At 44.0% G+C, this 25,450-nt stretch carries 22 protein-coding genes; 18 read left to right on the top strand and 4 right to left on the bottom strand.

Going from position 1 to position 25,450, the window contains the following annotated elements:
- The first annotated feature begins 4 nt into the window (after window positions 1-4).
- The 8 genes from K5677_RS06365 to K5677_RS06330 all read left to right on the top strand — a co-directional run bounded on the left by K5677_RS06365 (window position 5) and on the right by K5677_RS06330 (window position 10,964).
- Window positions 5-763, top strand: a complete 759-nt coding sequence (locus K5677_RS06365; protein ID WP_296725949.1) for a zinc ribbon domain-containing protein — start codon at window positions 5-7, stop codon at window positions 761-763.
- A gap of 200 nt (window positions 764-963) precedes the next feature.
- Complete coding sequence (locus K5677_RS06360; protein ID WP_296725947.1) at window positions 964-2,508, top strand: oligosaccharide flippase family protein; 1,545 nt, start codon at window positions 964-966, stop codon at window positions 2,506-2,508.
- A gap of 108 nt (window positions 2,509-2,616) precedes the next feature.
- On the top strand, window positions 2,617-4,698 hold the full coding sequence (gene fusA / locus K5677_RS06355) for an elongation factor G (protein ID WP_296725944.1): 2,082 nt from the start codon (window positions 2,617-2,619) through the stop codon (window positions 4,696-4,698).
- Between the two features lie 96 nt (window positions 4,699-4,794).
- Window positions 4,795-5,838 carry an alpha/beta fold hydrolase gene (locus K5677_RS06350; protein WP_296725941.1) on the top strand — a complete coding sequence of 348 codons (1,044 nt, stop codon included), beginning with the start codon at window positions 4,795-4,797 and terminating at the stop codon, window positions 5,836-5,838.
- A gap of 201 nt (window positions 5,839-6,039) precedes the next feature.
- Window positions 6,040-7,221: a CobW family GTP-binding protein gene (locus tag K5677_RS06345; RefSeq protein ID WP_296725935.1), complete on the top strand. Its 1,182-nt coding sequence runs from the start codon at window positions 6,040-6,042 to the stop codon at window positions 7,219-7,221.
- Window positions 7,222-7,239: 18 nt separating this feature from the next.
- Complete coding sequence (locus K5677_RS06340; RefSeq protein ID WP_296725933.1) at window positions 7,240-8,196, top strand: GTP-binding protein; 957 nt, start codon at window positions 7,240-7,242, stop codon at window positions 8,194-8,196.
- A 666-nt stretch (window positions 8,197-8,862) separates the two neighbouring features.
- Window positions 8,863-9,462 carry an RNA polymerase sigma factor gene (locus tag K5677_RS06335; RefSeq protein ID WP_296725931.1) on the top strand — a complete coding sequence of 200 codons (600 nt, stop codon included), beginning with the start codon at window positions 8,863-8,865 and terminating at the stop codon, window positions 9,460-9,462.
- A complete protein-coding gene (locus tag K5677_RS06330; RefSeq protein WP_296725929.1) occupies window positions 9,459-10,964 on the top strand; it encodes a hypothetical protein in 1,506 nt (501 codons plus the stop codon). Before K5677_RS06335 ends, K5677_RS06330 begins: the two co-directional genes overlap by 4 nt.
- A 160-nt stretch (window positions 10,965-11,124) precedes the next feature.
- Here the strand turns inward: K5677_RS06330 and K5677_RS06325 are convergent, their stop codons facing one another.
- Entirely contained in the window at window positions 11,125-12,489 is a 1,365-nt protein-coding gene (locus K5677_RS06325) for an MATE family efflux transporter (RefSeq protein WP_296725927.1), read from the bottom strand.
- Between the two features lie 167 nt (window positions 12,490-12,656).
- On the opposite strand from K5677_RS06325, the gene K5677_RS06320 reads away from it, so the two are divergent.
- The 4 genes from K5677_RS06320 to K5677_RS06305 are packed head-to-tail and all read left to right on the top strand — an operon-like array spanning window position 12,657 to window position 16,516.
- On the top strand, window positions 12,657-13,424 hold the full coding sequence (locus tag K5677_RS06320; protein ID WP_296725925.1) for an AraC family transcriptional regulator: 768 nt from the start codon (window positions 12,657-12,659) through the stop codon (window positions 13,422-13,424).
- Complete coding sequence (gene sfsA, locus K5677_RS06315; RefSeq protein WP_296725924.1) at window positions 13,424-14,131, top strand: DNA/RNA nuclease SfsA; 708 nt, start codon at window positions 13,424-13,426, stop codon at window positions 14,129-14,131. The genes K5677_RS06320 and sfsA overlap by 1 nt, the downstream gene beginning before the upstream one ends.
- Window positions 14,128-15,552, top strand: a complete 1,425-nt coding sequence (locus K5677_RS06310; RefSeq protein ID WP_296725923.1) for a deoxyguanosinetriphosphate triphosphohydrolase — start codon at window positions 14,128-14,130, stop codon at window positions 15,550-15,552. The genes sfsA and K5677_RS06310 overlap by 4 nt, the downstream gene beginning before the upstream one ends.
- Window positions 15,545-16,516 (top strand): ion transporter, encoded by a 972-nt coding sequence (locus K5677_RS06305; RefSeq protein ID WP_296725921.1) that lies wholly within the window; start codon window positions 15,545-15,547, stop codon window positions 16,514-16,516. The genes K5677_RS06310 and K5677_RS06305 overlap by 8 nt, the downstream gene beginning before the upstream one ends.
- Window positions 16,517-16,983: 467 nt before the next feature.
- On the opposite strand, the gene K5677_RS06300 is transcribed toward K5677_RS06305, so the two are convergent.
- Window positions 16,984-17,892, bottom strand: coding sequence for a hypothetical protein (locus tag K5677_RS06300; protein WP_296725919.1), 909 nt, complete (start codon window positions 17,890-17,892; stop codon window positions 16,984-16,986).
- The gene (locus K5677_RS06295; RefSeq protein ID WP_296725917.1) at window positions 17,885-18,439 is read right to left on the bottom strand and encodes a sigma-70 family RNA polymerase sigma factor; all 555 of its coding nucleotides are present in this window, start codon (window positions 18,437-18,439) and stop codon (window positions 17,885-17,887) included. Before K5677_RS06295 ends, K5677_RS06300 begins: the two co-directional genes overlap by 8 nt.
- A 353-nt stretch (window positions 18,440-18,792) precedes the next feature.
- On the opposite strand from K5677_RS06295, the gene K5677_RS06290 reads away from it, so the two are divergent.
- The 3 genes from K5677_RS06290 to K5677_RS06280 are packed head-to-tail and all read left to right on the top strand — an operon-like array spanning window position 18,793 to window position 21,833.
- A complete protein-coding gene (locus K5677_RS06290; RefSeq protein ID WP_296725915.1) occupies window positions 18,793-19,230 on the top strand; it encodes a hypothetical protein in 438 nt (145 codons plus the stop codon).
- 33 nt (window positions 19,231-19,263) lie between these two features.
- Window positions 19,264-19,680 carry an ATP-binding protein gene (locus K5677_RS06285; RefSeq protein ID WP_296725914.1) on the top strand — a complete coding sequence of 139 codons (417 nt, stop codon included), beginning with the start codon at window positions 19,264-19,266 and terminating at the stop codon, window positions 19,678-19,680.
- A complete protein-coding gene (locus K5677_RS06280) occupies window positions 19,677-21,833 on the top strand; it encodes a SpoIIE family protein phosphatase (RefSeq protein WP_296725911.1) in 2,157 nt (718 codons plus the stop codon). Before K5677_RS06285 ends, K5677_RS06280 begins: the two co-directional genes overlap by 4 nt.
- Window positions 21,834-22,055: 222 nt before the next feature.
- Here the strand turns inward: K5677_RS06280 and K5677_RS06275 are convergent, their stop codons facing one another.
- A complete protein-coding gene (locus K5677_RS06275; protein ID WP_296725909.1) occupies window positions 22,056-22,214 on the bottom strand; it encodes a hypothetical protein in 159 nt (52 codons plus the stop codon).
- A gap of 304 nt (window positions 22,215-22,518) precedes the next feature.
- On the opposite strand from K5677_RS06275, the gene K5677_RS06270 reads away from it, so the two are divergent.
- From K5677_RS06270 to K5677_RS06260, 3 genes are read left to right on the top strand one after another with little or no spacing between them, the layout of a single operon-like run.
- Window positions 22,519-22,815, top strand: a complete 297-nt coding sequence (locus tag K5677_RS06270; protein ID WP_296725906.1) for an STAS domain-containing protein — start codon at window positions 22,519-22,521, stop codon at window positions 22,813-22,815.
- Between the two features lie 14 nt (window positions 22,816-22,829).
- The gene (locus tag K5677_RS06265) at window positions 22,830-23,252 is read left to right on the top strand and encodes a hypothetical protein (RefSeq protein ID WP_296725905.1); all 423 of its coding nucleotides are present in this window, start codon (window positions 22,830-22,832) and stop codon (window positions 23,250-23,252) included.
- Between the two features lie 11 nt (window positions 23,253-23,263).
- Window positions 23,264-25,447, top strand: coding sequence for an NHLP family bacteriocin export ABC transporter peptidase/permease/ATPase subunit (locus K5677_RS06260; protein ID WP_296725903.1), 2,184 nt, complete (start codon window positions 23,264-23,266; stop codon window positions 25,445-25,447).
- Window positions 25,448-25,450: the final 3 nt, after the last annotated feature.

Here is a 25,450-nt window from a genome sequence, read left to right as displayed (position 1 = left end):
TCATATGGAAACTAAAAATATTATTCTTGAACTCAGAAACAAACACGGATTGTCACAGGAGGAGCTTGCCGAAAAGGTCTTTGTTACACGTCAGGCTGTGTCACGCTGGGAAACAGGCGAAACTGTGCCCAATACAGAGACCTTGAAGCTGCTGTCGGGGATTTTCGGAGTGTCAATAAATACAATTTTAGGCTCGCCGCGAGAGCTGTACTGCCAGTGCTGTGGTATGCCTCTTGAAGACGCTTCCATAAGCAGGGAAAGTGATGGCTCGTTCAATGATGACTACTGCAAATGGTGCTATGCAGGCGGTCAGTACACCTATCATAATATGGATGACCTCATTGACGTATGCGTAAAGCATATGGCAGGCGAGGGCTTCACCGAGGATCAGGCACGTGCTTATATGAAGGAGAGACTGCCTCAGCTTGACTACTGGAAAAATCACAGGGAGCTTGAGGACGGCGGTAAATTCGAGAGCTTCAAAAAGCAGCTCATTGACGAGTTCAACGCTTTGAATATCAATGGTATGCCAAAGGTGGAAAAGCTCAATGCGCTGGTTGGCAGCTATGTCAATCTTGCCTATCCTATGCCGAGCGGCTGTGCTGTGAAGCTTCTGGACGACAATGCTACATACCTCGGTACTCAGCTTGAAGGTGAGAACGGCAGATGCTTCGGTGTGCTTGCAAATGAGAACTTCCTTATGGCGGCTGCATATGAAAAGGACGGCACGGAGCCTGAGCTACTTCTCTATAAAAAGAGATAAAGCCTTTCATATATACGCCGAAAATGCACTTTTTTCAATGCAAATACGTTTAATTTCAGAAAACTTTTTTTGAACTTTGTATACCTGAACAAATCATGATACATATATTTGTAGATTTTTAACGGGCAGCTTTTTGCTGTCCGTTTTGTCATTTTCGCAGCTTTTATCCCATAAAATGTAGAAAAAACGGAGGAACTGCGATGATAAAAAGTAAGGTAGTCCGCGATACACTGCTGCTAACCGTAATGCAGCTGTTTCTCGACTCCGCAGCACTGCTGCTCAATGTGTTCATAAATAAACAGCTTGGAACTTCAGCTATAGGCATACTTAGCCTTATGGGCTCTTTTCTGGGACTTGCAGGGATACTTTCAAACGGCAATGCCTTTCTCTGCACAAGCCGTCTTATTTCAGAGGAATTCGGCAAAAAGTGCGGTGATCCTGCCCGAATACTAAGCTATGGCGTAAGACTCTGTCTGATGCTGAGCGCCGCTGTATCGGCGGTGGTCATATTACTTGCTGAACCTATAAGCCGTCGTTTCTTCAGCGGTGCTCACATGACCGCAGCCCTGCGTCTTATGCCCCTTGCACTTGTTACGGGTGCAGTAGCAGCCTGTTTGAAGGGTTATTTTAATGCCGCTCGCAGGGTGGCAGTCACTGCAGCTGGTGATATTGCAGAATTTATTACGAGGTGTACGGTCATTGTTTCTGCGACCTATGCTGTTGGAAGCTGCACAGAGGATATGGTGTGCGGTATAATGATATGGGGCATAATAGCCGGAAATACGGTCTCTTTGCTGTTTCTTGCCGCTTCATATCTCAAGTGCAGGGAAAAGAGAAACGGGTGCTGCTCTATCAGCTTTCGGCAGTACGCTTCATTTTCATTTCCTATAATGGGCGGTAGTGTTCTGACGGCTGTTCTCAGCAGTACAAATGATGCGCTGATACCTGTATGTCTACGGCAGTATGGGGACACAGCAGGAGCTGCGCTTGGAAAATTCGGAGTTTTTGAGGCGATAGTCATACCTACGCTGTTTTTTCCGTCGGTAGTATTATGTTCAATGTCGGGAATAATAGTCAGCGAGGCTGCCCGTGCAAAGGCTGCAAAAAACAGACAGCGCATAAAAAGTCTTACAGAGCGTATCAAGTTCTGGACGCTGGTGTTTTCGGTATTTGCAGCGGCTGTACTCATGCGGTTCGGGCGACAGATAGGGGAGCTTCTCGGAGGGGGAGAGCTGGCAGGGACAATGATAACAATAATAGCTCCTGTGGTGCCGTTTATCTATATGGAAATCGTTCTCGAAGCCATAGTAAAAGGACTGGGGCTTCAAAGCTTTTCTTCTATGAATTATCTTGCGGAATATGTCATAAGGATAGCCGCCGTCCTCATTCTTGTGCCGAAAATCGGCTTTTACGGCATAGTGGTGTCTTATTATGCAAGCAATATCTTCGGCAACTGTATGCGTTTCGTAAAGGTAACGAAAGCAGCAAAGGCTCGGCGGGCACTTTGTGGAACATTGATACTTCCCGTAATACTGGCATTTGTAACGATGTGGGCTGCGGAAGCAGCGGTGAGCCTTTTAGGGCTTGATCTCGAAAAGCCCGGTATTATGCTGTTTTTCGGGATCATCTGGGCAGCGGTATATTTCACGGTTTTCTGCGCATTGGGGAAAGTTAAGCTATTTAGTAAATGCGGAGAAGGGCTTTTTGTAAAAAATGCACAACAAAGTATTGAACGCATATTATAAAATGTAGAAAATTTTATGTTAGTATTGCAATTTTTTTATTAATGAATTATAATATTTGTATGCCGTGAATATCAGACGGATAAACCATTTAAGAGGAGATACTTTGTCATGAAAGAATATGATGTAAACAAGGTGAAAAACATAGCATTTGCAGGCCATAACGGTTCGGGAAAAACTTCTCTTGCAGAAGCAATACTCTATAAGGCCGGAGCTTCCGACCGTCTTGGAAAGACTGCTGACGGCACAACAGTTTGCGATTACGATCCTGAAGAGATCAAGAGACAGATTTCTATCGGTACTTCTCTTGCTTCCTTTGAATATAACGATCTTAAAGTTAATCTGCTTGACACACCCGGTCTGTTTGACTTTGCCGCTGAAATGATAGAGGGTATCAGAGCTTCTGATACCGTTATGATAACCGTTTCTGCCAAGTCGGGTGTTAAGGTAGGTGCAAAAAAGGCTTATGAGGAAGCTGTAAAGCAGGGCAAGTCAAAGATGTTCGTTGTCACAAAGATAGACGATAAGGACGCTAATTTCTTCAATGTGCTTACTGAGCTCAAGACAGTTTTCGGTCCTACAGTATGCCCTGTAGTCGTTCCTGTTGTAAGCAACGGTCAGATAGTTGAGTACGTAAATCTCATTGAGATGAAGTGCTATAAATATGACGCAAAGGGCAATCCTGTTGAGACAGAGATGCCTACAGCTGAGATTTCAGAGAAGTTTGAATACCGTATCGACGGTCTCGTTGCTGCTGTTTCAGAGGCTGTTGCAGAGACCTCTGAGGAGCTTATGGAGAAGTTCTTCGAGGGTGAGGCTTTCACTCAGAAGGAGCTCATCGACGGTATACACGACGGTATGAACAGAGGTATCATTACTCCTGTGGTGTGCACATCTGCTGCTGATCTTGGCGGTATTGATATGCTTCTCAAGGAGATAGAGCTGCTTCTCCCGTCACCTAATGAGGTATTCGCAGCTGAGGCTTATACTACCACACAGGACGTTACAGAGGTAAAGTGCGAGGTGGGTGATCCGCTTTCAGCTTTCGTTTTCAAGACAGTTGCCGATCCTTTCGTAGGCAAGATGTCATTTATAAGAGTTATGTCAGGCAAGCTTTCTGCTAACAGTGACGTTATCAACTCTACTACAGGCACAGCTGAAAAGATAGGCAAGCTCTATTCGCTCTGCGGCAAGAAGCAGACCGAGGTATCTGCTGCTATGGCAGGCGATATTGTTGTTGCTTCCAAAATTTCCGCTAATACAGGTGATACTCTCTCGGATGCTTCAAGAGTTCTGGAGTTCGGTAAAATGGAATTCCCGAGACCATGCTACTCAATGGCTGTAAAGGCTAAGGCACAGGGCGATGAGGCTAAAATATCTGCAAGTATGCAGCGTCTTATCGAGGAGGATCCTACTCTCACATATGAGCAGGACGAGACAACTAAGGAACAGATACTCAGCGGTCTCGGTGAGCAGCATATCGAAGTTGCAGCTGCAAAGCTCAAGACGAAGTTCGGCGTTGAGGTGAACCTGACAGTTCCTAAGATCGCTTACAAGGAGACTATCCGTAAGAAGGTTAAGGTTCAGGGACGTCACAAGAAGCAGTCAGGCGGTCACGGACAGTTCGGTGATGTATGGATTGAGTTCGAGCCCTGCGTAAGCGATACTCTCGTATTTGAGGAGAAGATATTCGGAGGCGCTGTTCCGAAGAATTACTTCCCGGCAGTTCAGAAGGGACTTGAGGAGAGCGTCAAGAAGGGCGTTCTGGCAGGCTGCCCTGTAGTCGGACTGAAGGCTATACTTGTGGACGGTTCCTATCACCCTGTAGACTCATCGGAAATGGCATTCAAGACTGCCGCTTCTATCGCATACAAGGAAGGCCTCAGACAGGCTGATCCTGTTATGCTTGAGCCTATCGGCGAGCTTAAAGTAATTGCTCCCGATGAAAATACAGGTGATATTATGGGCGAGCTCAACAAGCGCAGAGGCAGAGTTCTCGGTATGGAGCCTGTTGGAAACGGTATCACTCAGATACTTGCAGAGGTACCTATGCGTGAGATGCACGACTTCGCAATGTATCTCCGTCAGACCACAAGAGGCATGGGAAGCTTTACCTTTGATTTCGTAAGATATGAGCAGCTCCCTGCAAATCTGCTTACTGAGGTCATCTCAGCTGTTGGAAATGTTGAATAAGTAATATAAAGCGGCTGCCGCGGTTGCGGCAGCCGCTTTAGTATTTGTAAGGGGAGAAGGATATGGGGAAAAACCAAGCCCAAGAGCAAAAAGCGCGTGGTTCTTATAGTGATCGCGCTGTTTATCATTATTTCTATCGTTGTAGGATATATCATAACCTGTGTGGAGATGAACAAGAATTTCGGACGCGGCGATTATCCCGAAAGACGATTTGCAGCTACATACTTCTATGACCACTATGAAAATGACTATCCGCGGCAGGACGTAAGCTTTACATCGGGGGAAAATACCCTGAAAGGCTATATCTACGGCAGCGGCAATGACAGAGGAGTGATCGTATTCGCTCATGGCATAGGCGGCGGTCATGAGTACTATCTCAAACTTATAACCGATCTTGTGGACTGCGGTTGGTGTGTGTTCGCCTATGACGCCACAGGAAGCGGTACAAGTGAGGGAGAAGGCTCAAAGGGGCTGGCACAGTCCGTTCTTGACCTTGACAAGGCTCTTGATTTTATGGAGAGCGATCCGCAGCTTGGCAGCCTTGATACCTATGTTCTGGGACACAGCTGGGGCGGCTATGCAGCGGCGGCAGTTCTGAACTTCGACCATGATATAAAGGGCTGTGTAACAATGTCGGGCTATAATACTCCATATGAGCAGCTTGCGGAATCCTGTGACAGTATGTTCGGAAAGCCTTCGTTCCTGCTTTATCCATTTATCTGGACGTACAACAAGATGACATTCGGCAAGGATTCTTCATGGTCTGCCGTTGACGGCATAAACAGGTCTGATATACCTGTGCTTATAATCCACGGCAATAACGACGAGACTATCGACTTTGAAAATTCAGCAATAATCGCTCACAAGGACGAGATAACCGCTCAGAATGTGGAGTACAAGGTTTTCTCAGAGGCGGGCAGAAACGGTCATAATACCTATTTTTATACTCCTGAGTACAAAGAATACAAAGAGAAAGTGCTTACTCCAAAGTATGACGCTCTTAAAGAAAAGTACGGCGAGAATATCCCCGCTGACGAAATGGAGGAGTACTTTGCTTCAATTGATAAGGAGCTGTATAACGGCTTCAATCAGGAGCTTATAGACATTATCGACGGATTTTTCACAAAATGCAATGGATAATTCAAAGGGCTGCGTAAAGCTGCCTCTTCTTAGCGGAAAAATATGGTTATCGACCTGAAACATCAGGCTCGTAAATACAGCCTGCTTTCTGCCTGAGGGGACTCACCTGCGCAGCCGTTTTCGCGTCTGTAAGGGACTTGATTTATTTTTGTCAACGTGATATAATATAATTTGAACGATTTTATAGAAAGAAGTGTTTGTATGACAAAAATAACTATTTTCTCGGGATTCCTCGGCGCAGGAAAGACCACTCTTATAAAGAAGCTCATTCAGGAGGGATATAAAGGCGAAAAGCTGGTCCTTATCGAAAATGAGTTCGGTCAGATAGGTATCGACGGCGGCTTTTTACAGGACGCAGGTGTCGAGATAACCGAAATGAACTCAGGCTGTATCTGCTGCAGTCTTGTCGGTGACTTCGGCAAGGCTCTTGAGAAGGTGCTGGCTGACTATGCTCCTGACCGTATCCTTATCGAGCCCTCCGGTGTCGGCAAGCTCAGCGATGTTATCCGCGCTGTTCAGAACATCAATGCTCATGATGTAGAGCTGGACGGCTTCACTACAGTTGTTGACGCTAAGAAGTACAAGATGTATATGAAGAACTTCGGCGAGTTCTTTGACAATCAGATAACCTATGCAAGCTGCCTTATCCTCAGCCACACAAGCGGACTTTCACAGGAGAAGCTTGACGAGTGCGTAAAGAGCCTCAGAGAAAAGAATCCTGCTGCTCCTATCGTTACCACAGAGTGGAGCGAGCTTACAGGCAAGCAGCTTGTTGATGCTATGACTCAGAAGAATACCCTTGATGACGAGCTTAAAGAGCTTCTTGAGGAGGCTGCACATCACGATCATGAGCACCATCATCATGACTACGATCACGACGAGCATGAGCATCATCATGACCATGATCACGATGAACACGAGCATCATCATGATCACGATCACGACGAGCATGAGCATCATCATGACCATGACCACGATCACGATGAGCATGAGCATCATCATGACCATGATCACGATGAACATGAGCATCACCATGATCACGGTCCTGACTGCACCTGCGGCTGTCATGACCATGACCACGATCATGAACATCATCACCACCATGCTGACGAGGTGTTCACAAGCTGGGGCAGAGAAACTACAAGAGCTTATACTATGGACGAGATACAGTCTGCCCTTGAAGCATTGGGAAATGAAGAAAAATACGGTATGATACTCCGTGCAAAGGGTATCGTTGCAGGAACTGACGGTCAGTGGATACACTATGACTATGTTCCCGACGTTCCTGATGTACGCACAGGCAGTGCAAGCACTATCGGCAGGCTTTGCGTTATCGGCTCAAAAATAAACGAAGAAGCTATTGCCGAGCTTTTCAAGGCTTGATAGAAAGGAGCATTTAACGTGCCTGATCAGAATGATTTGATACCGATTTACCTGTTTCTCGGCTTTTTAGAGTCGGGAAAGACTAAGTTCATACAGGAAACTCTGGAGGATAAGCGCTTCAATAAGGGAGAAAAGACACTTCTCCTTATTTGTGAGGAGGGCGTTGAGGAGTACGACATCTCACGTATGCCAAAGAAAAATGTCATTACTCATGTTATCGACGATAAATCTGAGTTTACTATGGAGAACTTCACAAAGCTGCTCAAAGATAGCGGCGCTGAGCGCGTTGTTGTTGAATACAACGGTATGTGGCTTATGAATGACTTCTATGCGGCTATGCCTGATGAGACTACTATCGCTCAGGTAATGTGCTTCGTTGATGCTTCTACATTCAATAACTATAATGCAAATATGCGAAGCCTTGTGGTTGATAAGTTCAATGCCACGGAAATGGTGGTTTTCAACCGCTTTGACAAGAGCTATGATCCAAATGAGTTTCACAAGATCGTCAGAGGTGTAAGCAGACGTGCCGAGATCGTTTATGAGTATACAGACGGTCAGGTAGCTTACGATGATATTGAGGATCCGCTGCCATTTGATGTGGAAGCTGATGAAATAACTCTCGAAGACAAGGATTTTGCTCTCTGGTACAGAGATATTATGGAAGAACCCATGAAATACGACGGCAAGACCATGACCTTCAAGGCACTTACTGCTAAGAATGAAAAGTTCCCTGTGAATACATTCGCTGTGGGACGTCATATCATGACCTGCTGTGTGGAAGATATTCAGTACTGCTGGCTCGTAGCGCAGTATGAGGACGGTGCAGAGCCTGCAAACAAGGAGTGGGTTACTGTTTCGGGCAAGATAAGCGTACAGAAGCATAAGCTCTATCGAGGAAAAGGTCCTGTGCTTCTCGTTAGAAGTATCGGAAAGGCAGAGGCTCCCGAGCAGCCTGTGGCTACATTCTATTAAAAATAGTAAAGCTCCGAAGTGGTTATGCTTCGGAGCTTTTTGTAATAAATCATAAATTAACGCAATAACTTGCCGAGCCCATGAACGGGATTCCAAAGGGACTGTGTTCCTTTGGCGGAGTCCAGAGGCAGCGCCTCTTGTGGGGTGACTCCCCACAGTGTGGGGAGATGTCGCAAAGCGACAGAGGGGCTGGGGCGGTTAGCCTGGGGCAAAGCCCCGCAGTTACGAAGGCGCTTCGCAAGGGTGAATTTCAAAAACAGTCCGGTGGACTGTTTTTGAAAGAGGGTGACTCCCCACGTGGTGGGGAGATGTCGCAACGCGACAGAGGGGACGGACCCGATTAGGGGGCCTTGCAAGTGAAGGCGTCCCTTAACGGGACGTCGAGGACGCCGTCCCCTACGTTTTTTCAACGGGCGTATAATATCCGCCCCTACAAATTATGATTTTCTTGATTTTTATTTGCGTAAGTGATATAATTCTTGTTGCGGATAGTAAAAAACAATTTTTGTTTTGCCGCGCTAACAAGATTGAAAATTTTTTTGAAATTATTTCGTCTTTTTCGGCGTCTGAAATCACTTATATATGAAAGCTTTCATTGGAGATTCAGAGGAGCTTGCAAGTCAGGGAATGCCACTCTGCCTCTGATACTCGAAAGGAGTGAGAAAAATGAACGCCGATACTAAATTACTAAGCGGAGGTGACGGAGCGATTTTTACTAATGTATTGAATAAGGAACAAAGTTTTTCTGCGGATAAAGATGATACTGTAAATCGCCTTATCATAAGCTGCAAAGAATCAAAAGAAAGCCTGAATACCCTCTATACAATGTTCAAGGACAGCGTTTTTGCTGTTGCTTTCGGTATCACATCGGATTATCATCTTGCAGAGGATTGTGTGATCGAGACTTTTGTCAGACTTACACAGGTGAAAAGATTTTCTGCTCAGAAAGGTGACGGAAAGGGCTTTATTCTCACTATTGCGCGCAACGTTGCATTAGAGCTTCGCCGAAGACATAAAAGAGAGGTCTCAAATTTTATCATACAGAGCTACGGCGAGGCTGAAAAGACTGTCGAGGACAGTATTTACATAAATCAGCTTTTAAAATATCTGAACGAAAAGCAAAGACAGACGGTGATACTTCACTGCTGTGCTGAGCTTACGTTCAAGCAGATCGCTAAGATAATGAAATGTCCCGAGACTACGGCAAAATCAAGGTATCAAAAGGCAATATCCATATTAAAGGAAAAGGCAGGTGAACAGCAGTGAAAGATAACAGAATCAATGGTGCGGAGGAGCTCGAAAAGGAGCTCAGAAGCAAGATGTCAGAGCTTTCGGCTAATGTTGATTGCTTTGATAAGATATCCGCAAGAGCTTTTCCTGAGAAAGATCAGGCTTTTTCAGACAGTGAGCTGACCGTAAGCGACCTTGAGAATGTCACAGGCAGACGCAGTGCTGTTCCGATTTTGAAATGGGTATCCATTGCTGCGGCAGTTGTATTTTGTCTTGGGGTTCTGCCGAGAACGGTGTTTTTTCAGGATTTTATGGCAAATATCAGTACAGATACAAATAAGAAGTACCGCGGTATAATCTCCGAGATACAGAGTGAGACTAAAGAAAATGACTATAAGGTCTATGATATGCCGCTGAGTGAGTATGTCAAGGATGATATACTGGTTACTCCATTATATAGCTGTCCTTTTGAGGCAGAGGATTCGGACGATATCAGCGTCCGCGTCTTTGTCAGAGAGATAGATGGGCTTCCCACAAATCAGATATATGCAGTGGAGTATACAGGCGACTACAGCGAATCAAATTTCCTTGCGGCTGCGGAGTCAAATGCTAAATTTACCGATAAGGATGTAGAAGCCATTGGAGTTATAAATATAGAAGCTGATGACGGCATGGCTTATATGGCTGCCTGCAATGCATTTACCGGTGATAGATACTTTATGCTCACTGATGAGAATGGTAAAAGAGCTACCGCTGCTTCTTTCTCATATGTCCACATATTTAAATATGATGACACGGTAAAGGCTTTGCAGACGCAGGCGCTGTACTGCAATTATGCGAATGAAAGTGATACGTATTATTACGATACGCTGACAAGATGCTATGACGAGAAAAATAAGGCTATGATCGAATATGAGATGCCCGAGGCTAAAAAGCTTTGGAAAACATCGCTTAATTACGACGGATCAAATGCTATGCCGGAGGAGAATGATTCAGATTTTATTAAGAAGGATTTCTTTGCAAATATTACCGAACGTGATGACGATGAAACACTCAGCTGGTATGAGCCATACAGTATAGCAGCTGATGCTCTTGTTGATGACAAGGTGCAGACAATGAGATTCGGGCTTAACGCAGACAGTATTGTGTTTAAAACTCCTGCTGACAGCATAATGAAGCAGACTATGTGTATATATGAGCCTTATATCACTCATTTTATGTATTCATCGCAGAGCGATCCGACTATAGACATCAGTATCGACGGCAGAGATGAGCAGATAATCGTTCATAATAACGATATTCAGGGTGCATTTGCAGAACTGGGCAAAAATATAGATACAACGTCGGTTATTGAGTTCAGTGATGAACGTCTGTTTGAAGGACAGGAGCAGATCCGTAAAGAAGTCGAAAAAAACAGACAGGCTTATGAGCAGGAAAAAGAGGTAAAGAATGAAGCTGAAATAACTATCCAGCCTTATGAATCATTTATATTCAGTACAGATTCACCATTTATACTTAAAAGCGAAGAACAAAAATAAGCTTACGGCAGCTTGCTGAAAACAAAAGAAAGAAACATACAGCCCTCCGCGAAAACGGAGGGCTGGTTTTATACAAAAAAAGATGCTGTCTGCGGGGGGAATTGCAGACAGCACGGAGTGAGGAATGGTGATATAGAACAGATCGCGTGTCGATCTTGGATCAAGCTGCGTGACTGAGCTTCTCAGGCTTAGCCTGTGGAGCTGCTATGTTTTTTTTGAGCGTATGCTCAAAAGCGGTCATGTTGAGAATCAGAGCTCCTATCCATGCCGAGGCTTCTGCATAAGCAGTAGCGCGGAATCCGATTACCGGCATGAACAGTGCGATAACGCCTATTCTAAGAGCCATTTCTACGATACCCGATATCATGGGAGTCATAGGCTTTCCAAAGCCCTGATTGCCGTTTCGGAAGATGAAGAGGAAATCAACGGCAAAGAGGAATATTCCGCATATTGGAAGATATGTCTTTGCAATAGCGATAGGCTCTGAACCGTTTACCATTATTTTTGCAAGATATGTAGGCAGGAACACCATTACCGAGCCGAGTATCACATAGGAGACAGTTGCTATTGCAAGGCATACGTGAAGTCCCTCACGGATACGGTCGAATTTGCGGGCTCCGTAATTCTGGCTGGTGAATGCTGACATCGCAAATCCTGCTGTGCAGGCTGGCTGCATAAATAGAGTATTGAATTTGCTGCAAGCGGAATATGCTGTGGTATAGGCAACGCCCAGACCGTTTATGAAGTACTGGATCACCATGCAGCCTACGGCAGTAATTGAGTTCATAAATGCCATAGGGAGACCGTTGCTGAAGAGCTCGATATAAAGAGCTCCGTTGCTGCGGAAATCCTCCTTTGATATGTTGAGAACGTCTATCCTGCGTATTTTTCTGAAGCATATAACCGTTGAAACTATCTGTGAGAAAATAGTTGCTATTGCAGCTCCCTCAACGCCTGTTTTCAGCACGAATATGCAGAACGTATCGAGGAAGATGTTAACTATGGTCGATATGATTATTGCTACAAAAGGCGTTTTGCTGTCGCCCAGTGCGCGGAGTATGCATGAACAGAGGTTGTAGGCAATAGTGGCGATAAGTCCGCCGAAAATAAAGTAGCCGTATACAAGACCGTCGTGCATTATAGCTTCGTCGGTGCGGAGCAGGTGTAGTATAGGCTTTAAAAAGGCTGTACTCATTGCTGTCAGCACGATTGCTATGATGAAGCAGAGTATTGCCGATGATGCAACTGAGCGGCGGAGCTTTGAGTAGTCCTTTGCGCCGAAGCTCTGTGCAGTTATTACTGAAAAACCGTTGGCAAGTCCCATTGAGAATCCGAATATAAGAAAAGTAAGTGACGACATATTTCCTACCGCTGCAAGTGCGTTGTCGCCTAATCCCTTGCCTACTATGGCAGTGTCAGCAATATTGTACATCTGCTGAAGCATATTTGTCAGCAGCATAGGGAAGTAAAATTTGAGAATGAGTGAGCTGACTTTTCCCTGCGTGAGGTCATTTGCCTTTGCCATAACCATGCCTCCCCTTTGAAAATACTTCTTTTTTGCTTTCTGACTCTATTATAATCAAAACTCTGAGTAAATTATATCAAAACTATTGCTTTTATATCAAAAATCCGTTATAATAGGAACAAAGCAAAATATGAAGCATCACCGCAATTATTGAAGGGAGGTATCCTATGAAAACTGACCGTGATCTGAACTACAGGCTGTATATCCAGCGCAGTGACGGATTTACCCGTAATCCGTTCCAGAGAGAGCTGAGCTTCTACAGGACTATTCAGGCAGGCGATGTTGAAGGCGTAAAGAAGCGGTTTGAGATCGTTCGCAAGAATTTTTTTGAGGGCAAGGGGACTCTTTCCGATGATCCTGTGCGTAATATCGTATATCATTTTGTTACGGCTGTAGCTCTTGTGTGCCGTTTCTGCGTTGAGGGCGGAATGCCCCATGATACGGCTTACACTTTAAGCGATATTTATATACAGCGAGCTGACAAGCTCAATGACGTTGAGAAAATGATAGACCTTTTCGGTGAAATGCAGCTTGATTTTACAGAGCGAATGCATATTCTCAAAAAGGAAAACGTCATATCTCTCCATGTACGCAGATGTATAGATTATATATATGAGCATCTTCATGAGGAGCTGACTCTCGGCATACTTGCGGACTATGTCGGGCTTAATCCGTCGTATCTCTCCAAGCTCTTTTCAAGGGAAACAGGTCTGAGCGTAAAGGCCTTTGTTACAAAGGCAAAAATATCAACAGCAGAGAATCTGCTGAAGACTTCAGACTTTACCTGCCTTGACATCTCGCTTGCGCTGGGCTTTTCGTCGCAGAGCGCCTTTATAAGCGTGTTCAGGAAGGTCAACGGTATGACACCTAAAAAATACAGGGAGATGCATTACATGGACGTCATCGAAGCCGACAAAAAGGAGCAGGACGCTTAATGAAGTATTGTAACATCAAGGCGGCAGAATTTATATCCCGTCCCAACAGATTTATTGCCAAAGTCAGGATCGGAGGCGTGGAGGAGACTGTTCATGTGAAGAATACGGGCAGGTGCAGGGAGCTTCTTACTAATGGCTGTAGCGTTTATCTTGAGGAGTCAGATAATCCGAGCCGCAAGACAAAATACGACCTTGTAGCCGTAGAAAAGCTGAGAAATGGCAAGCAGCCCCTCCTTGTGAATATGGATTCCCAGATACCAAATGCCGCAGCCGAGGAATGGCTGAGAAAGGGCGAGCTCTTTTCGGAGCAGGCTGTGATACGCCGTGAATTTACATACGGTGAGTCGCGTTTTGATTTCCGCATAGATGACGGGGATAGGATTTCATTCCTCGAAGTCAAGGGAGTTACCCTTGAAAATGACGGCATTGCCAGCTTTCCCGATGCACCTACAGAGCGCGGCGTAAAGCATATACATGAGCTTATCCGTGCACACAGAGAGGGCTTCGGAGCTTATATCCTCTTTGTTATCCAGATGAAGGAGATACGTGAGCTTCGCCCCAATGACTTGACACACAGAGCATTCGGGGACGCGCTGAGACTTGCAGAGAGTGAGGGCGTGAATATTCTTGCTTATGATTGTATCGTAACTTATGACAGTATTACTATTGATAAACCAATTCCAATAAGGACGGAGCTGAATATATGAACTGGAAAAATCTGCTCTGCGAAAAAAGACGCAGAGGCTATTCAACATCGGCTGTCAGTGCCGATCCGAGAAACGAATTCCAAAAGGACTATCACAGGATAATCGGCAGCGCTTCATTCAGACGGTTACAGGACAAAACACAGGTCTTTCCTCTTGACAGGGGAGATTTTGTGCGCACCCGTCTTACACATTCGCTTGAGGTATCGTCCTTCGCCAAGTCGCTGGGACAGATGATATTCCGCAATATACTGGAATACAAGAAGGATAGCGAGCTTGAAGGAGCGGATATAGAGAAGATATGCAGTATTCTTGAATGTGCAGGGCTTGTTCACGATATAGGCAATCCTCCCTTCGGTCACTTCGGCGAGGATTACGTCCGTGACTGGTTCAGAAGGAATCTTCCGGAAATGGAGTTTGACGGCAAGAAGCTTGATGAGCTTCTCTCACCGCAGATGATGGGTGATCTGTGCAACTTTGAGGGCAATGCACAGGCGCTGAGACTTCTCACAAAGCTGCATTTTCTTGTTGATGAGAACGGTATGAACCTTACGTATCCGCTGCTGAATACTATTATAAAGTACCCCGTGCCGTCTACAGGCATAAACAAAAAGAGCGGCAACATCAAGGACAAGAAAATGGGCTTTTACTATGCCGATAAGGAGATATTCGAGGATATTGTAAGCTCTACAGGTGCTGTGGACTGCCGTCACCCTTTGGCATTTATCCTTGAAGCTGCCGACGATATCGCCTATAAGACAGCTGATACCGAGGACGCAGTAAAAAAAGGGTTTATAAGCTATTCTCAGCTTCTTTATGAGCTTAAAAATACGTATATGGACAAATGTGCAGATGAGGGTGAGCGGCAGGAATACTGCCGAGCTGTTGAAAAGCTTGAAAGCTATTACACTCAGGCTGTTGAGAATGGGCTTTCGTCTCCGGAGCAGAATGCAGTTCAGCGCTGGATAATCTATGTGCAGGGTGTTTTGCTGAGATGTGCCGCATTTGGCTTTACGAGCAATTACAGCGACATTATGCAGGGCACATTCCCGAAGGAGATATTAGCAGTGTCCCACGGAAATGCCCTTGCCTATGCTCTCGGAGACATGGCGTACCGTTTCGTATTCAGGTCAAAAGAGATATATAAGCTTGAGGTGGCGGCAGGGGAGATATACGAATTCCTGCTTGACAAATTCACAAGGGCGGCACTTCTTTACGATACAGAGCTGGAAAGCTCTGCTATAGAACAGCGTGTTATGCGGCTCATATCCGAAAACTATATCCGTGCCTACAAGGTGAACTCTAAGGGGAAAACAGAGACTGAAAAGCTGTATCTGCGCCTTATGCTTGTTACAGACTATATTTGCGGCATGACCGACGGCTATGCAAGAAAACTTTACAGGGAGCTGAGCGGAATTGAGTGAAAAGACAAAAGACGGCATTAAAAGGCGTGTATTTGACATTATACAGATAGGCAACAGAAATGATCTACCCAGCCGACTGTTTGATTACTTCATAGTTGCGGTAATATTTATCAATATCACTATAGTTATTCTCGGAACATTTGACGAGCTTTCGGGCTATTATATCCTTTTCAGAAATATTGAGACTATAACCGTGGGAGTTTTCTGTATCGAATATATCCTGCGTATCTGGACTGCTGATCTTTTGTATCCAAAGAGAAGTACTCTGAGCGCAAGGCTTAAATTCCTCCGCTCATTTGACGGTATAGTTGATCTGCTGACTATACTGCCGTTTTTCTTCCTCAGCGGCTTTATTGTATTCCGTATGCTGAGAGTCGTGCGTATATTGCACCTTTTCCGTGTCAATGCACATTATGATTCAATTCATGTAATAACTACCGTGCTTGTTGAGAAAAAGAACCAGATATTATCATCTGTATTTATCATAATCGTGCTTATGCTGGCTTCGTCACTGGGTATCTACAGTGCAGAGCATGAGGCACAGCCGGAGGTTTTCAAGAACGCCTTTTCGGGCGTATGGTGGAGCGTTTCTACCCTTTTGACTGTGGGCTACGGAGATATATATCCTGTTACGGTAATAGGCAAGATAATGGCTATCCTCAGCGCTTTCCTCGGTGTCGGAGTAGTTGCTATCCCTACAGGTATCATCAGTGCAGGATTTGTTGAGCAGTACACCAAGAAGCAGTATTCAGATGTGCGGTTCAATGACCTTGACGAGATAGGAGAGATACTTGTTGATAAAAACAGCAAGCTTAAAAATATGACTATCTCGGAGTACACCTCGAAATACAATATCAATATACTTGTTATCCTCCGTGATGACCTGACAGTGGTGCCAAATGATGATATGCGTATCAAGCAAAATGATATACTTATTGTGCGCGGTGACAAGATTGATAAGTGAAATATTTATTTAAATATAAAATCAGGGGCAATATTTGTTCAGAATCCCCAAATAATGCTTCCCCTTATTGACATTAGTGAATATAAATGATATAATGTATATGCGAAAATAATTGGGTTATTATTTGAGCGTGACCGATGTCGGCTATCTGCACAACAGCTGTACGGAGGTAATTTCTTTGTAATGGACAAATCAGAGGAGCTGTATTCATAGGCGAATACAGCTTTTGTCCTTTTTTGAGATAAAATAAAGGCAAAAAGGTCTCCCGAGGGAGACCTTAAATATTTGCATCGTATAAAAAAGCTTTACAGTTATTTCTTTATTATTATCGTATATTTTTGTGAGCTATATTCTTTTGCTCGATGTATATTTCCTTATAATCACGTCCTTTATCGTCAGCGCACCATACGGTTACCGCTGACAGCAATATCGTTACGATTATTATTCTGAGCACAGAGCTTTACCGCTCAGCTGCCGCAGAACAGCTCGTAAAGTCTGTCGGGCATTGGAGCATAGCCCCAATCAGTTCCGTTCTGTCCGAACTTCATTACCCATTTGTCCTCAAAGTTAAGCGCATATACTCTATGGTCATCGCTTTCGTCTATGAGGTAAGTATTGCACATTCCGCGGTCATCGTCAGGGGTGTATGTGATGCTTCTGAGTATCTCAAACATTTCCGGACACTGGTACGAACGCCATGTTACATTTGAAGCTTTGGTACATGGCAGATGTATTACCCAAGGTTCTGTTGCAGATGTCGGTTCCGTTACTTTTGAAACTGTTGTTTTTACTATAGTTGTGGTAGTTTGGGCTGTAGTAACAGGCTTCTGAGTTGTAGGTTCAGATATTGTCTTTTGGGGCTCTGTATTGAGCTCGGTTGGTTTTTCATCGGGAGCGTTGTTTTCAACATTTGCAGGCAACTCGTCGTTATCGGCTTGGAAGTTCACAGCAGCAGGCTTTTTCTCCTCATTTCCCTCAGTTGTGGGCGCTGTATTTGAAATTTCCTTTGTTTCTTTCACTTTATCCTTTTCTTTCTTGGTTGCAGGTTCGGTGTTTTCTGTTTGTTTATCCTCTGTAACTGTGGTGCTTTCTGTAGCAGGAGGCAGTACTATCTCAGACGGCTCTATATGCCTTGTGGGACGGTGCTTGTGGAGCAGGCCTCCGACTGCACCAAAGCCTGCTATAAGTATGAAAGCCGAGGCGAGAGCGGCTATGCGCTGCCACCTGATACCGCTGCGGACCTCAACTCCTGAAACAGTTATAGCGGATTCTTCCTCAGAGGTACTGCCTGCCTGTTTTTCTGAGCTCATATCGGCTTCTCTGATAAGGTCATCATCAATAAGGTCAATAGCTTCAAATAATTTCATTTTATTCATGCTTGAACCCCTCTTTCTTTAAAAATTCTTTTAGCTTCTTTCTTGTCCGAAAAAGATATGTGGCGACTGTTTTCTCGTTCATGCCGAAATACTCGGCTATCCTTGACAGGCTGTCACCGTACCAGTAGCGGCGTACAAAAATCTTTCGGTGACGCTCGTCCTGTGTCCGCAGAAAACTGCTTATTGCCTCAGCAAGCTGCTTTGCGGAGACATGGTCATCGCTCCTGTCGGGGATACACTCTGCAAGCTCGTCAAGGGATACACTCAGCTGTGCGTTCCGCTTGGCTGCTGTGTTGTATTTGAGGCGGTCTATAGCCTTGTTCCTGACAATGCGGCACAGATATGTTTTTAGGTCATCAGGTTCGTCAGGCGGTATCTTGTTCCATATGTCATAATAGGCAGAGTTTATGCACTCATCGATGTCCTCGTGCTGTGAAAGGATATTGCCTGCTATATGACAGCATAGTCTGTCGTATTTCAGCTTCAGCTCGGCAATTGCCTGTTCATCTCTGATTAGGAAAAGTTCTATGATGCTTTTATCATTCATTGTGTTTCCTCCTTTCTGGAGGTTGAGATCCCTCTTGACTATATAGTCGATTTCTTGAAAAGAATATTTCATATTATAAAAATTTTTCGCTTTACATTGAAATGAAGTATGGACTTTTCTGCAATTAAAGTGCCATAAATAACGGCTTTAGCGGTCTTTAACGGCACGACTTTCTATATTATTCCCGTAAATCGTTGACATATAGATAAAAATATGTTATAATTCTACAAATGATACGGTGCTGCTTGATTTTTCAGAATTATATTTTACCGGACAGCAGCTGCAATTCGTATCAATTATCCGGAGCTGTGAAAAAGGCTTATCAAACAAGGTTTAAAAGGAGAATTATATATATGTTTATTCCCGAAATACCACACAACAGTTTGACAGATGAAATAACTCAAATCGTTGAGTTGAGTAAAAAGCTTGAGGAAAAAGATTATTATTTTGAATTTTTACAGCCCGAAGATGAAGGAAAAATTATTGCGTGGGAAAAAGAAAATAGTATTATCATTCCTCAATCAGTAAAAGATTGGTTACAGTTTACAAGAGGAGCAATTTTAGCTGATGATATAGCTAGAATTGGCGGTGTTAATGGATTTGAATTCGGACGTGATTATGTGCCTGATGAAATGGTAATAATCGGTCAAATAATAGGCGATGGCCAACTTATTGGTTTTTCAAAAGAAACAGGAGAGATCATGTGGGAAACTCATGCGGATATTGTTAAATTCGATTCGTTTGCATCGTTTTTAAATGAAGTAGTAATTAGAATGTTAAAGAGATCATAGTAAAAGGAATGCCGATAAAATGAGGAGAAGGTTATGAAAGAACTGGAACTGGAAGCTAAAGTAGAAAATTTATCAGACGTACTTGCTTTTGTTGACGAGGAGCTTGAAGGAGCAGGCTGCTCCATGAAAATTCAGATGCAGATAGATATTGCTGTTGAGGAAATCTTTGTGAACATTGCAAATTATGCTTATTCTCCCGAAATAGGGACTGCGACTGTGCGCGTCGAGGTCATGGGTGATCCGCCTGCGGTAGATATAACATTTATTGACGGCGGTGTTCCGTATGATCCGCTTGCAAAGGATGATCCCGATGTTACCCTCCCTGCAGATGAACGGCAGGTCGGAGGTTTGGGGATATTCATGGTAAAAAAGAGCATGGATGATGTTAAATACGAGTATCTTGACGGGCATAATGTACTAACGCTGAAAAAAGGTCTGGTGAGCAGATGAAAAAAATATTTGGTTTGACATTCGGCGGACTTCATCAAAGGATTCTTAACCTTGTGCTGATCTTCATACTGGCGATAGTAGGCGTTTTCGTTTCTGTTGCAGTTTATCAGAGCAAGTCACTTTCAGATACTGTGAGTGAGGCGAGTGATGAACAGCAGAGGTCGATCAATTCAGTTTCAAACGAAACTATGGAAGCTGTGGTTGCTGCATCTCTTACAAGCTCAACGGGTATGCAGGCATATATTGCTGATGATATGTTCTCTGATGTAAAGAGCGATGTGCTGACGTTGCGATCTATTGCAACTGCGCTGTTTAACAATGCCTATAATTTCGACAGCCGTCCGGTAAGTTACCCTGACCCTGCAAATGACGGCACTGCCACAGTGCAGATCCAGCACGAAGAGGGGGTTGACCCGGAAAGTACCGAATCACTCGCACTTATCAGCAATATGAGCGATGTTATGCTCTCTATGTTCAACAGCTCAGACAAGCTTGACAGCTGCTTTATCGGAACGGCTGACGGTCTTATTCTTTACGTTGATGACCGTTCGGGCTCTTACGTTGACGAGAACGGCGAGAGCATCAAAACCTTTGATGTGAGGAACCGCCCCTGGTACAAGGGAGCTGTGGAAAAGGGAGATGTTTATTTTACCGGCATAGAGCTTGATACTTCTACGGGTATCGCAGGGCTTGTATGTGCAGCCCCTGTTTATAAAGACGGTGAGCTTGTGGCAGTTGTAGGTGCTGATATTTTTCTCACCAGTATTTCAGACTATGTCAGCAGGTCCAACGAGCAGGGTGGTTTTATCTGCGTAGTCAATGAGCAGGGCAAGGTGATTTTTTCTCCGCAGACTGAGGGGACTTTTAGTGCAAAGCTTTCAAATAATGCGACGGATCTCAGAAAAAGTGACAATGCGGAGCTTTCTGCTTTTGTTACAAAGGCACTGACCGAGCATACAGGTCTCGAAACGATCATCGTTGACGGAACGGAGTACTATCTCACAGGTTCACCTATGAGTACTGTAGGCTGGACAGTCATAAATGCAGTGGAAAAAGAAATTACCCGCCAGCCAACCGAAATGATGCTGGACCGTTACAACAGGATAAACGAAAGTTCGGCGGAAAAGTTTGAGCAGGGTGTGGATAGATCGAGACAGACACTGCTTGTAATGACACTGGTGGTCTTGGTGCTTGCGACGATAGGTGCACTGTTTGTGGCAGGAAGGATAGTAAAGCCGATTGAGCGTATGACTGCTCGTATGAGTATGCTGAGCGGTACAGACCTTGCATTCGAGATGGAGGACGCATACAAGACAAATGATGAAATTGAGGTCCTGGCACAGGCGTTTGCTACCCTTTCAAAGAGAACAAGGGACTATATAGACCAGATCACCACGATAACTGCCGAAAAAGAACGTATCGGCGTAGAGCTGGAGCTTGCAACAAAGATACAGGCGGATATGCTGCCTAATATTTTTCCTGCTTTCCCGGAACGTGATGAGTTTGATATTTTTGCTTCAATGACTCCTGCAAAGGAGGTCGGCGGTGATTTTTATGACTTTTTCCTTATTGATGATGACCACCTGGGAATGGTAATGGCTGACGTTTCGGGCAAGGGCGTTCCTGCGGCACTGTTCATGATGATGTCAAAGATCCTTGTAAATAACTTTGCCATGATGGGCGGCAGCCCTGCTGAAGTCCTGGAGCAGACCAATGCACAGATATGCAAGAATAACGATGAGGAAATGTTTGTAACCGTTTGGTTTGGCGTTATGGAGATTTCCACAGGTAAGATAACTGCCGCAAATGCCGGTCATGAATATCCTATGATAAAAAAAGCTGACGGCAGCTTTGAGCTGTTCAAGGACAAGCATGGCTTTGTGATCGGCGGTATGGACGGAATTCGCTACAGGGAGTATGAGTTCACGCTTGAAAAGGGCGGAACACTGTTCTTGTATACTGACGGCGTGGCGGAGGCTACAAATGCTCAAAACGAGCTGTTTGGTACTGAAAGAATGCTTGAAGCACTTAACGCAGAGCCAAATGCTGCGCCAAAAGTGCTGCTGAAAAACATTAAGGATGCAGTTGATGGCTTTGTGGGCGATGCTCCTCAGTTTGATGATCTTACCATGCTCGGAGTAAAGCGGATTTAATTTATTCCGTTTATACATAACTTTTTTCGCGGTCAGCTTCTGATTAAATGACAAAGAATTCAAAGGCATTAACAACAATAAAGCGAATCTTCAGCATAGGCTGAGGATTCGCTTTTTCTGATGAATCATAACATAGATATGTGCAAAAAAGAATCAGGTAAAAAATCGGCTCATATATTTTGGTTACAACGTTTGGGATTGACTCAAAGCATACATTGCCGATCAGGCAGAGGGATCAGATTTGTCGTTATTACCTTGACTACTCCAAACCTTCGGAGCTATTTCTTTGATTATATCAAGTATTCCGCCTCCGCTGACATCTTCAAGCTGTTCGAGGTCGAGCTCTTCGTTGTCAATGTTTTTATTGATGTTATCGGTCATAGTGATTCCTCCTTTGTGAAATCTGTTTATATTTCTTTTTGTGAAATACAAACAATTTACGTTCGTATTCTTCAATTTTATTATATCATAGCATTTTTTTAATTAAAATAGACAAAGTGTAAACTGTCAAAGAATAGTCAACAAATTTCAGCTGCGGTCGATGTGCATATTCCACAAAAATGCGAAATTTCACAAATATTTTCTATCGAATATACGGCATTTTATTGACTGTTTTCAATTTATGTGGTAAAATAATTATTAGATAACAAAACATTATCAGCATATACAGCAGGAGGTAACGACTATGACTGTAACAATGAACAGAAATGATAAAGAACTGGCAGTAGCTATTAACGGAAGACTTGATACACTGACTTCACCTGAGCTTGAAGAAAAGCTTGAGCCTGAGCTTGAAAACACAGAAAAGCTGATATTTGATTTTGAGGGGCTTGAATATATATCGAGTGCAGGACTCAGAGTCTTGTTATCCGCTATAAAGGTAATGGATGAACAGGGTGAGATGATAGTAAAAAATGTCCGTCCAGAGATAATGGAAGTCCTTGAGATTACAGGTTTTGTTGATTTCCTAAACATTGAATAATTCGGGAGAATAGTATGGCTGAACAAAAAGAAAAGATTTTCAGGAAGGAATCACTTGAACGTATTTCATCGCCTGAGCAGCTTACAGATTATTTGCGTGTCACAAATCCTGGTATATGGATCGTCCTTGCTTCTATAATTATTTTACTTGGAGGTCTTATTGCCTGGAGTATGGTTGGAAACCTTGAAACAGTTACAGACAGCGTTGCAGTTATTGAGAACGGTCGTGCCAAATTAATAGTGAATGACAGGACATACAGTGAAATAACTTCGGGAATGACGATACGTATCGATGATGATGAATACTGTATTTCCTCAGTTGATAAAGACGATTATGGAAGAACAGTTGCATACGCTGAAATTGATAAAACTGACGGCAGATATGAAGCGGAAATAGTAACAGAAAGCGTTCATCCTATCAAATTTTTGTTCAATTGAACGAGGGAAAAATGAGTAAAAATAAAGCTAAGATAATTCAGCCTATCAAAAAGGGCATAGCAAAAGTTCCTGTAATTATGCAGCTTGAAGCGCTTGAATGTGGAGCAGCCTGTCTTACAATGGTATTGGCTTATTATAATAAATGGACCCCTCTTGAACAGGTAAGGGCAGACTGCGGTGTATCCCGTGACGGTTCAAATGCAAAGAATATCGCTAAAGCAGCAATGTCTTACGGATTAAAGGTACGTGCTTACAGCCTGTCGCCTGAGTCTATAAAAGAAAAAGCTGATTTTCCCTGCATTATCCATTGGGATTTCAATCATTTTGTTGTGCTGAAGGGCTTCAAGGGGAAATATGTATATATAAACGATCCGGCAAGAGGCGATGTCAAGGTCGGTATAGAGGAGTTTGACAAGTCGTTTACAGGTATTGTTATCTGTTTATCTCCTGACGAAGGCTTTGAGCAGGGCGGCAAGCGAAGAAGCACTCTGGATTTTGCGCGAAAACGTCTTATCGGTGCCGGGGCAGCTGTGGCATTTGTTATGCTCACTACAGCTATAACCTCAATTTTCGGCATTATTAATCCTATAATGTCCAAAGTATTTATGGACAGGCTGCTCACAGGTCAGAATAAAAATTGGCTCATGCCGTTTATAGGGATAATTTCATGCCTCGCAGCCGTACAGATAATCGTTGAGTGGATCAAGGCTGTATATAGTCTTAAATTAAACGGAAAAATGTCTGTAACAGGAAGTACGTCATATATGTGGAAGGTGCTCCATATGCCTATGGAGTTCTTTTCACAGCGAATGGCTGGTGATATTCAGTCAAGACAGAGCACAAATGCAAGTATTTCGGGAACACTCGTTAATACTTTTGCTCCGCTTCTGATCAATACAATTATGATGATATTCTACCTTGTGCTTATGTTAAGACAAAGCCCTGTCCTGACATTGATCGGCATTAGTACCCTCGTTCTGAATATTATTATGTCGAGATATATCTCTGAAAAGCGTATAAATATTACAAGAATAATGCAGCGTGACAGAGCAAAGCTTGGAGCTACTACTGTTGCTGGTATTGAGATGATAGAAACGATCAAGGCAAGCGGTGCTGAAAGCGGTTTTTTTCAGAAGTGGGCAGGCTATCAGGCGTCGGTAAATGCACAGGAAACCAAGTCTGCAAAGATGAATAACTACCTTGGAATCGTCCCTGTTTTTTTATCTCAGACAGCAAATTACGCTGTTTTGATAATGGGTGTATGGTTCGTTATGAACGGCAGATTCACACTTGGAGCATTGCAGATGTTTCAGGGATTATTAGGTGCGTTTATGTCGCCTGCAATGACACTGATAAAGGCAGGTCAGACGCTGCAGGAAATGCGGACATATATGGAACGTGTCGAAGATGTTATGCAATATCCTGCTGATCCTAATTCAGCAGATCATAATGCTTCGGCTGAGAATTTAAAAAAGCTGAAGGGCGGAGTTGAGCTTAAAAATATAAGCTTTGGCTATTCTAAGCTTTCTGCTCCGCTTATAAAAGATTTTTCGTTGAACATAAGACCGGGCGGAAGAATTGCTTTTGTAGGTGCTTCGGGCTGCGGAAAATCAACAGTTTCTAAGCTCATCTCGGGACTTTATGAACCGTGGAGCGGAGAAATACTCTTTGACGGAAAAAAAAGGAGCGAGTATGATCGCTCCGTTATGACAGGCTCGGTAGCAGTAGTAGATCAGGATATTACACTCTTTGAGGGTACTATCGCTGATAACATAAAGATGTGGGACGAGTCAATAAAGGATTTTGAAATGATACTTGCAGCGCGTGATGCACAGCTGCATGAGGATATTATGGCAAGAGACGGCGGCTATCAGTACAGGCTGACTGAAGGCGGACGTGACCTGTCGGGCGGTCAGCGCCAGCGGCTTGAAATAGCCCGTGTTCTTGCACAGGATCCTTCGATAATCATACTTGATGAAGCTACCTCGGCACTCGATGCTAAGACGGAATATGAAGTGGTAAGGTCAATTAAAGAAAGAGGTATCACCTGTATTGTTATTGCTCACAGGCTTTCGTCTATCCGTGATTGCGATGAGATAATCGTGCTTGAACACGGACAAGTAGTTGAACGCGGTACACATGAAGAACTAATGAAGCTCGGAGGGGCATATACTGAGCTTGTAACCAACGAATAAAGG

The organism is Ruminococcus sp. (genome assembly GCF_024684275.1).
The sequence above is the reverse complement of the archived record's forward strand: the minus strand, read 5'-3'. Positions and strand labels throughout refer to the sequence as shown.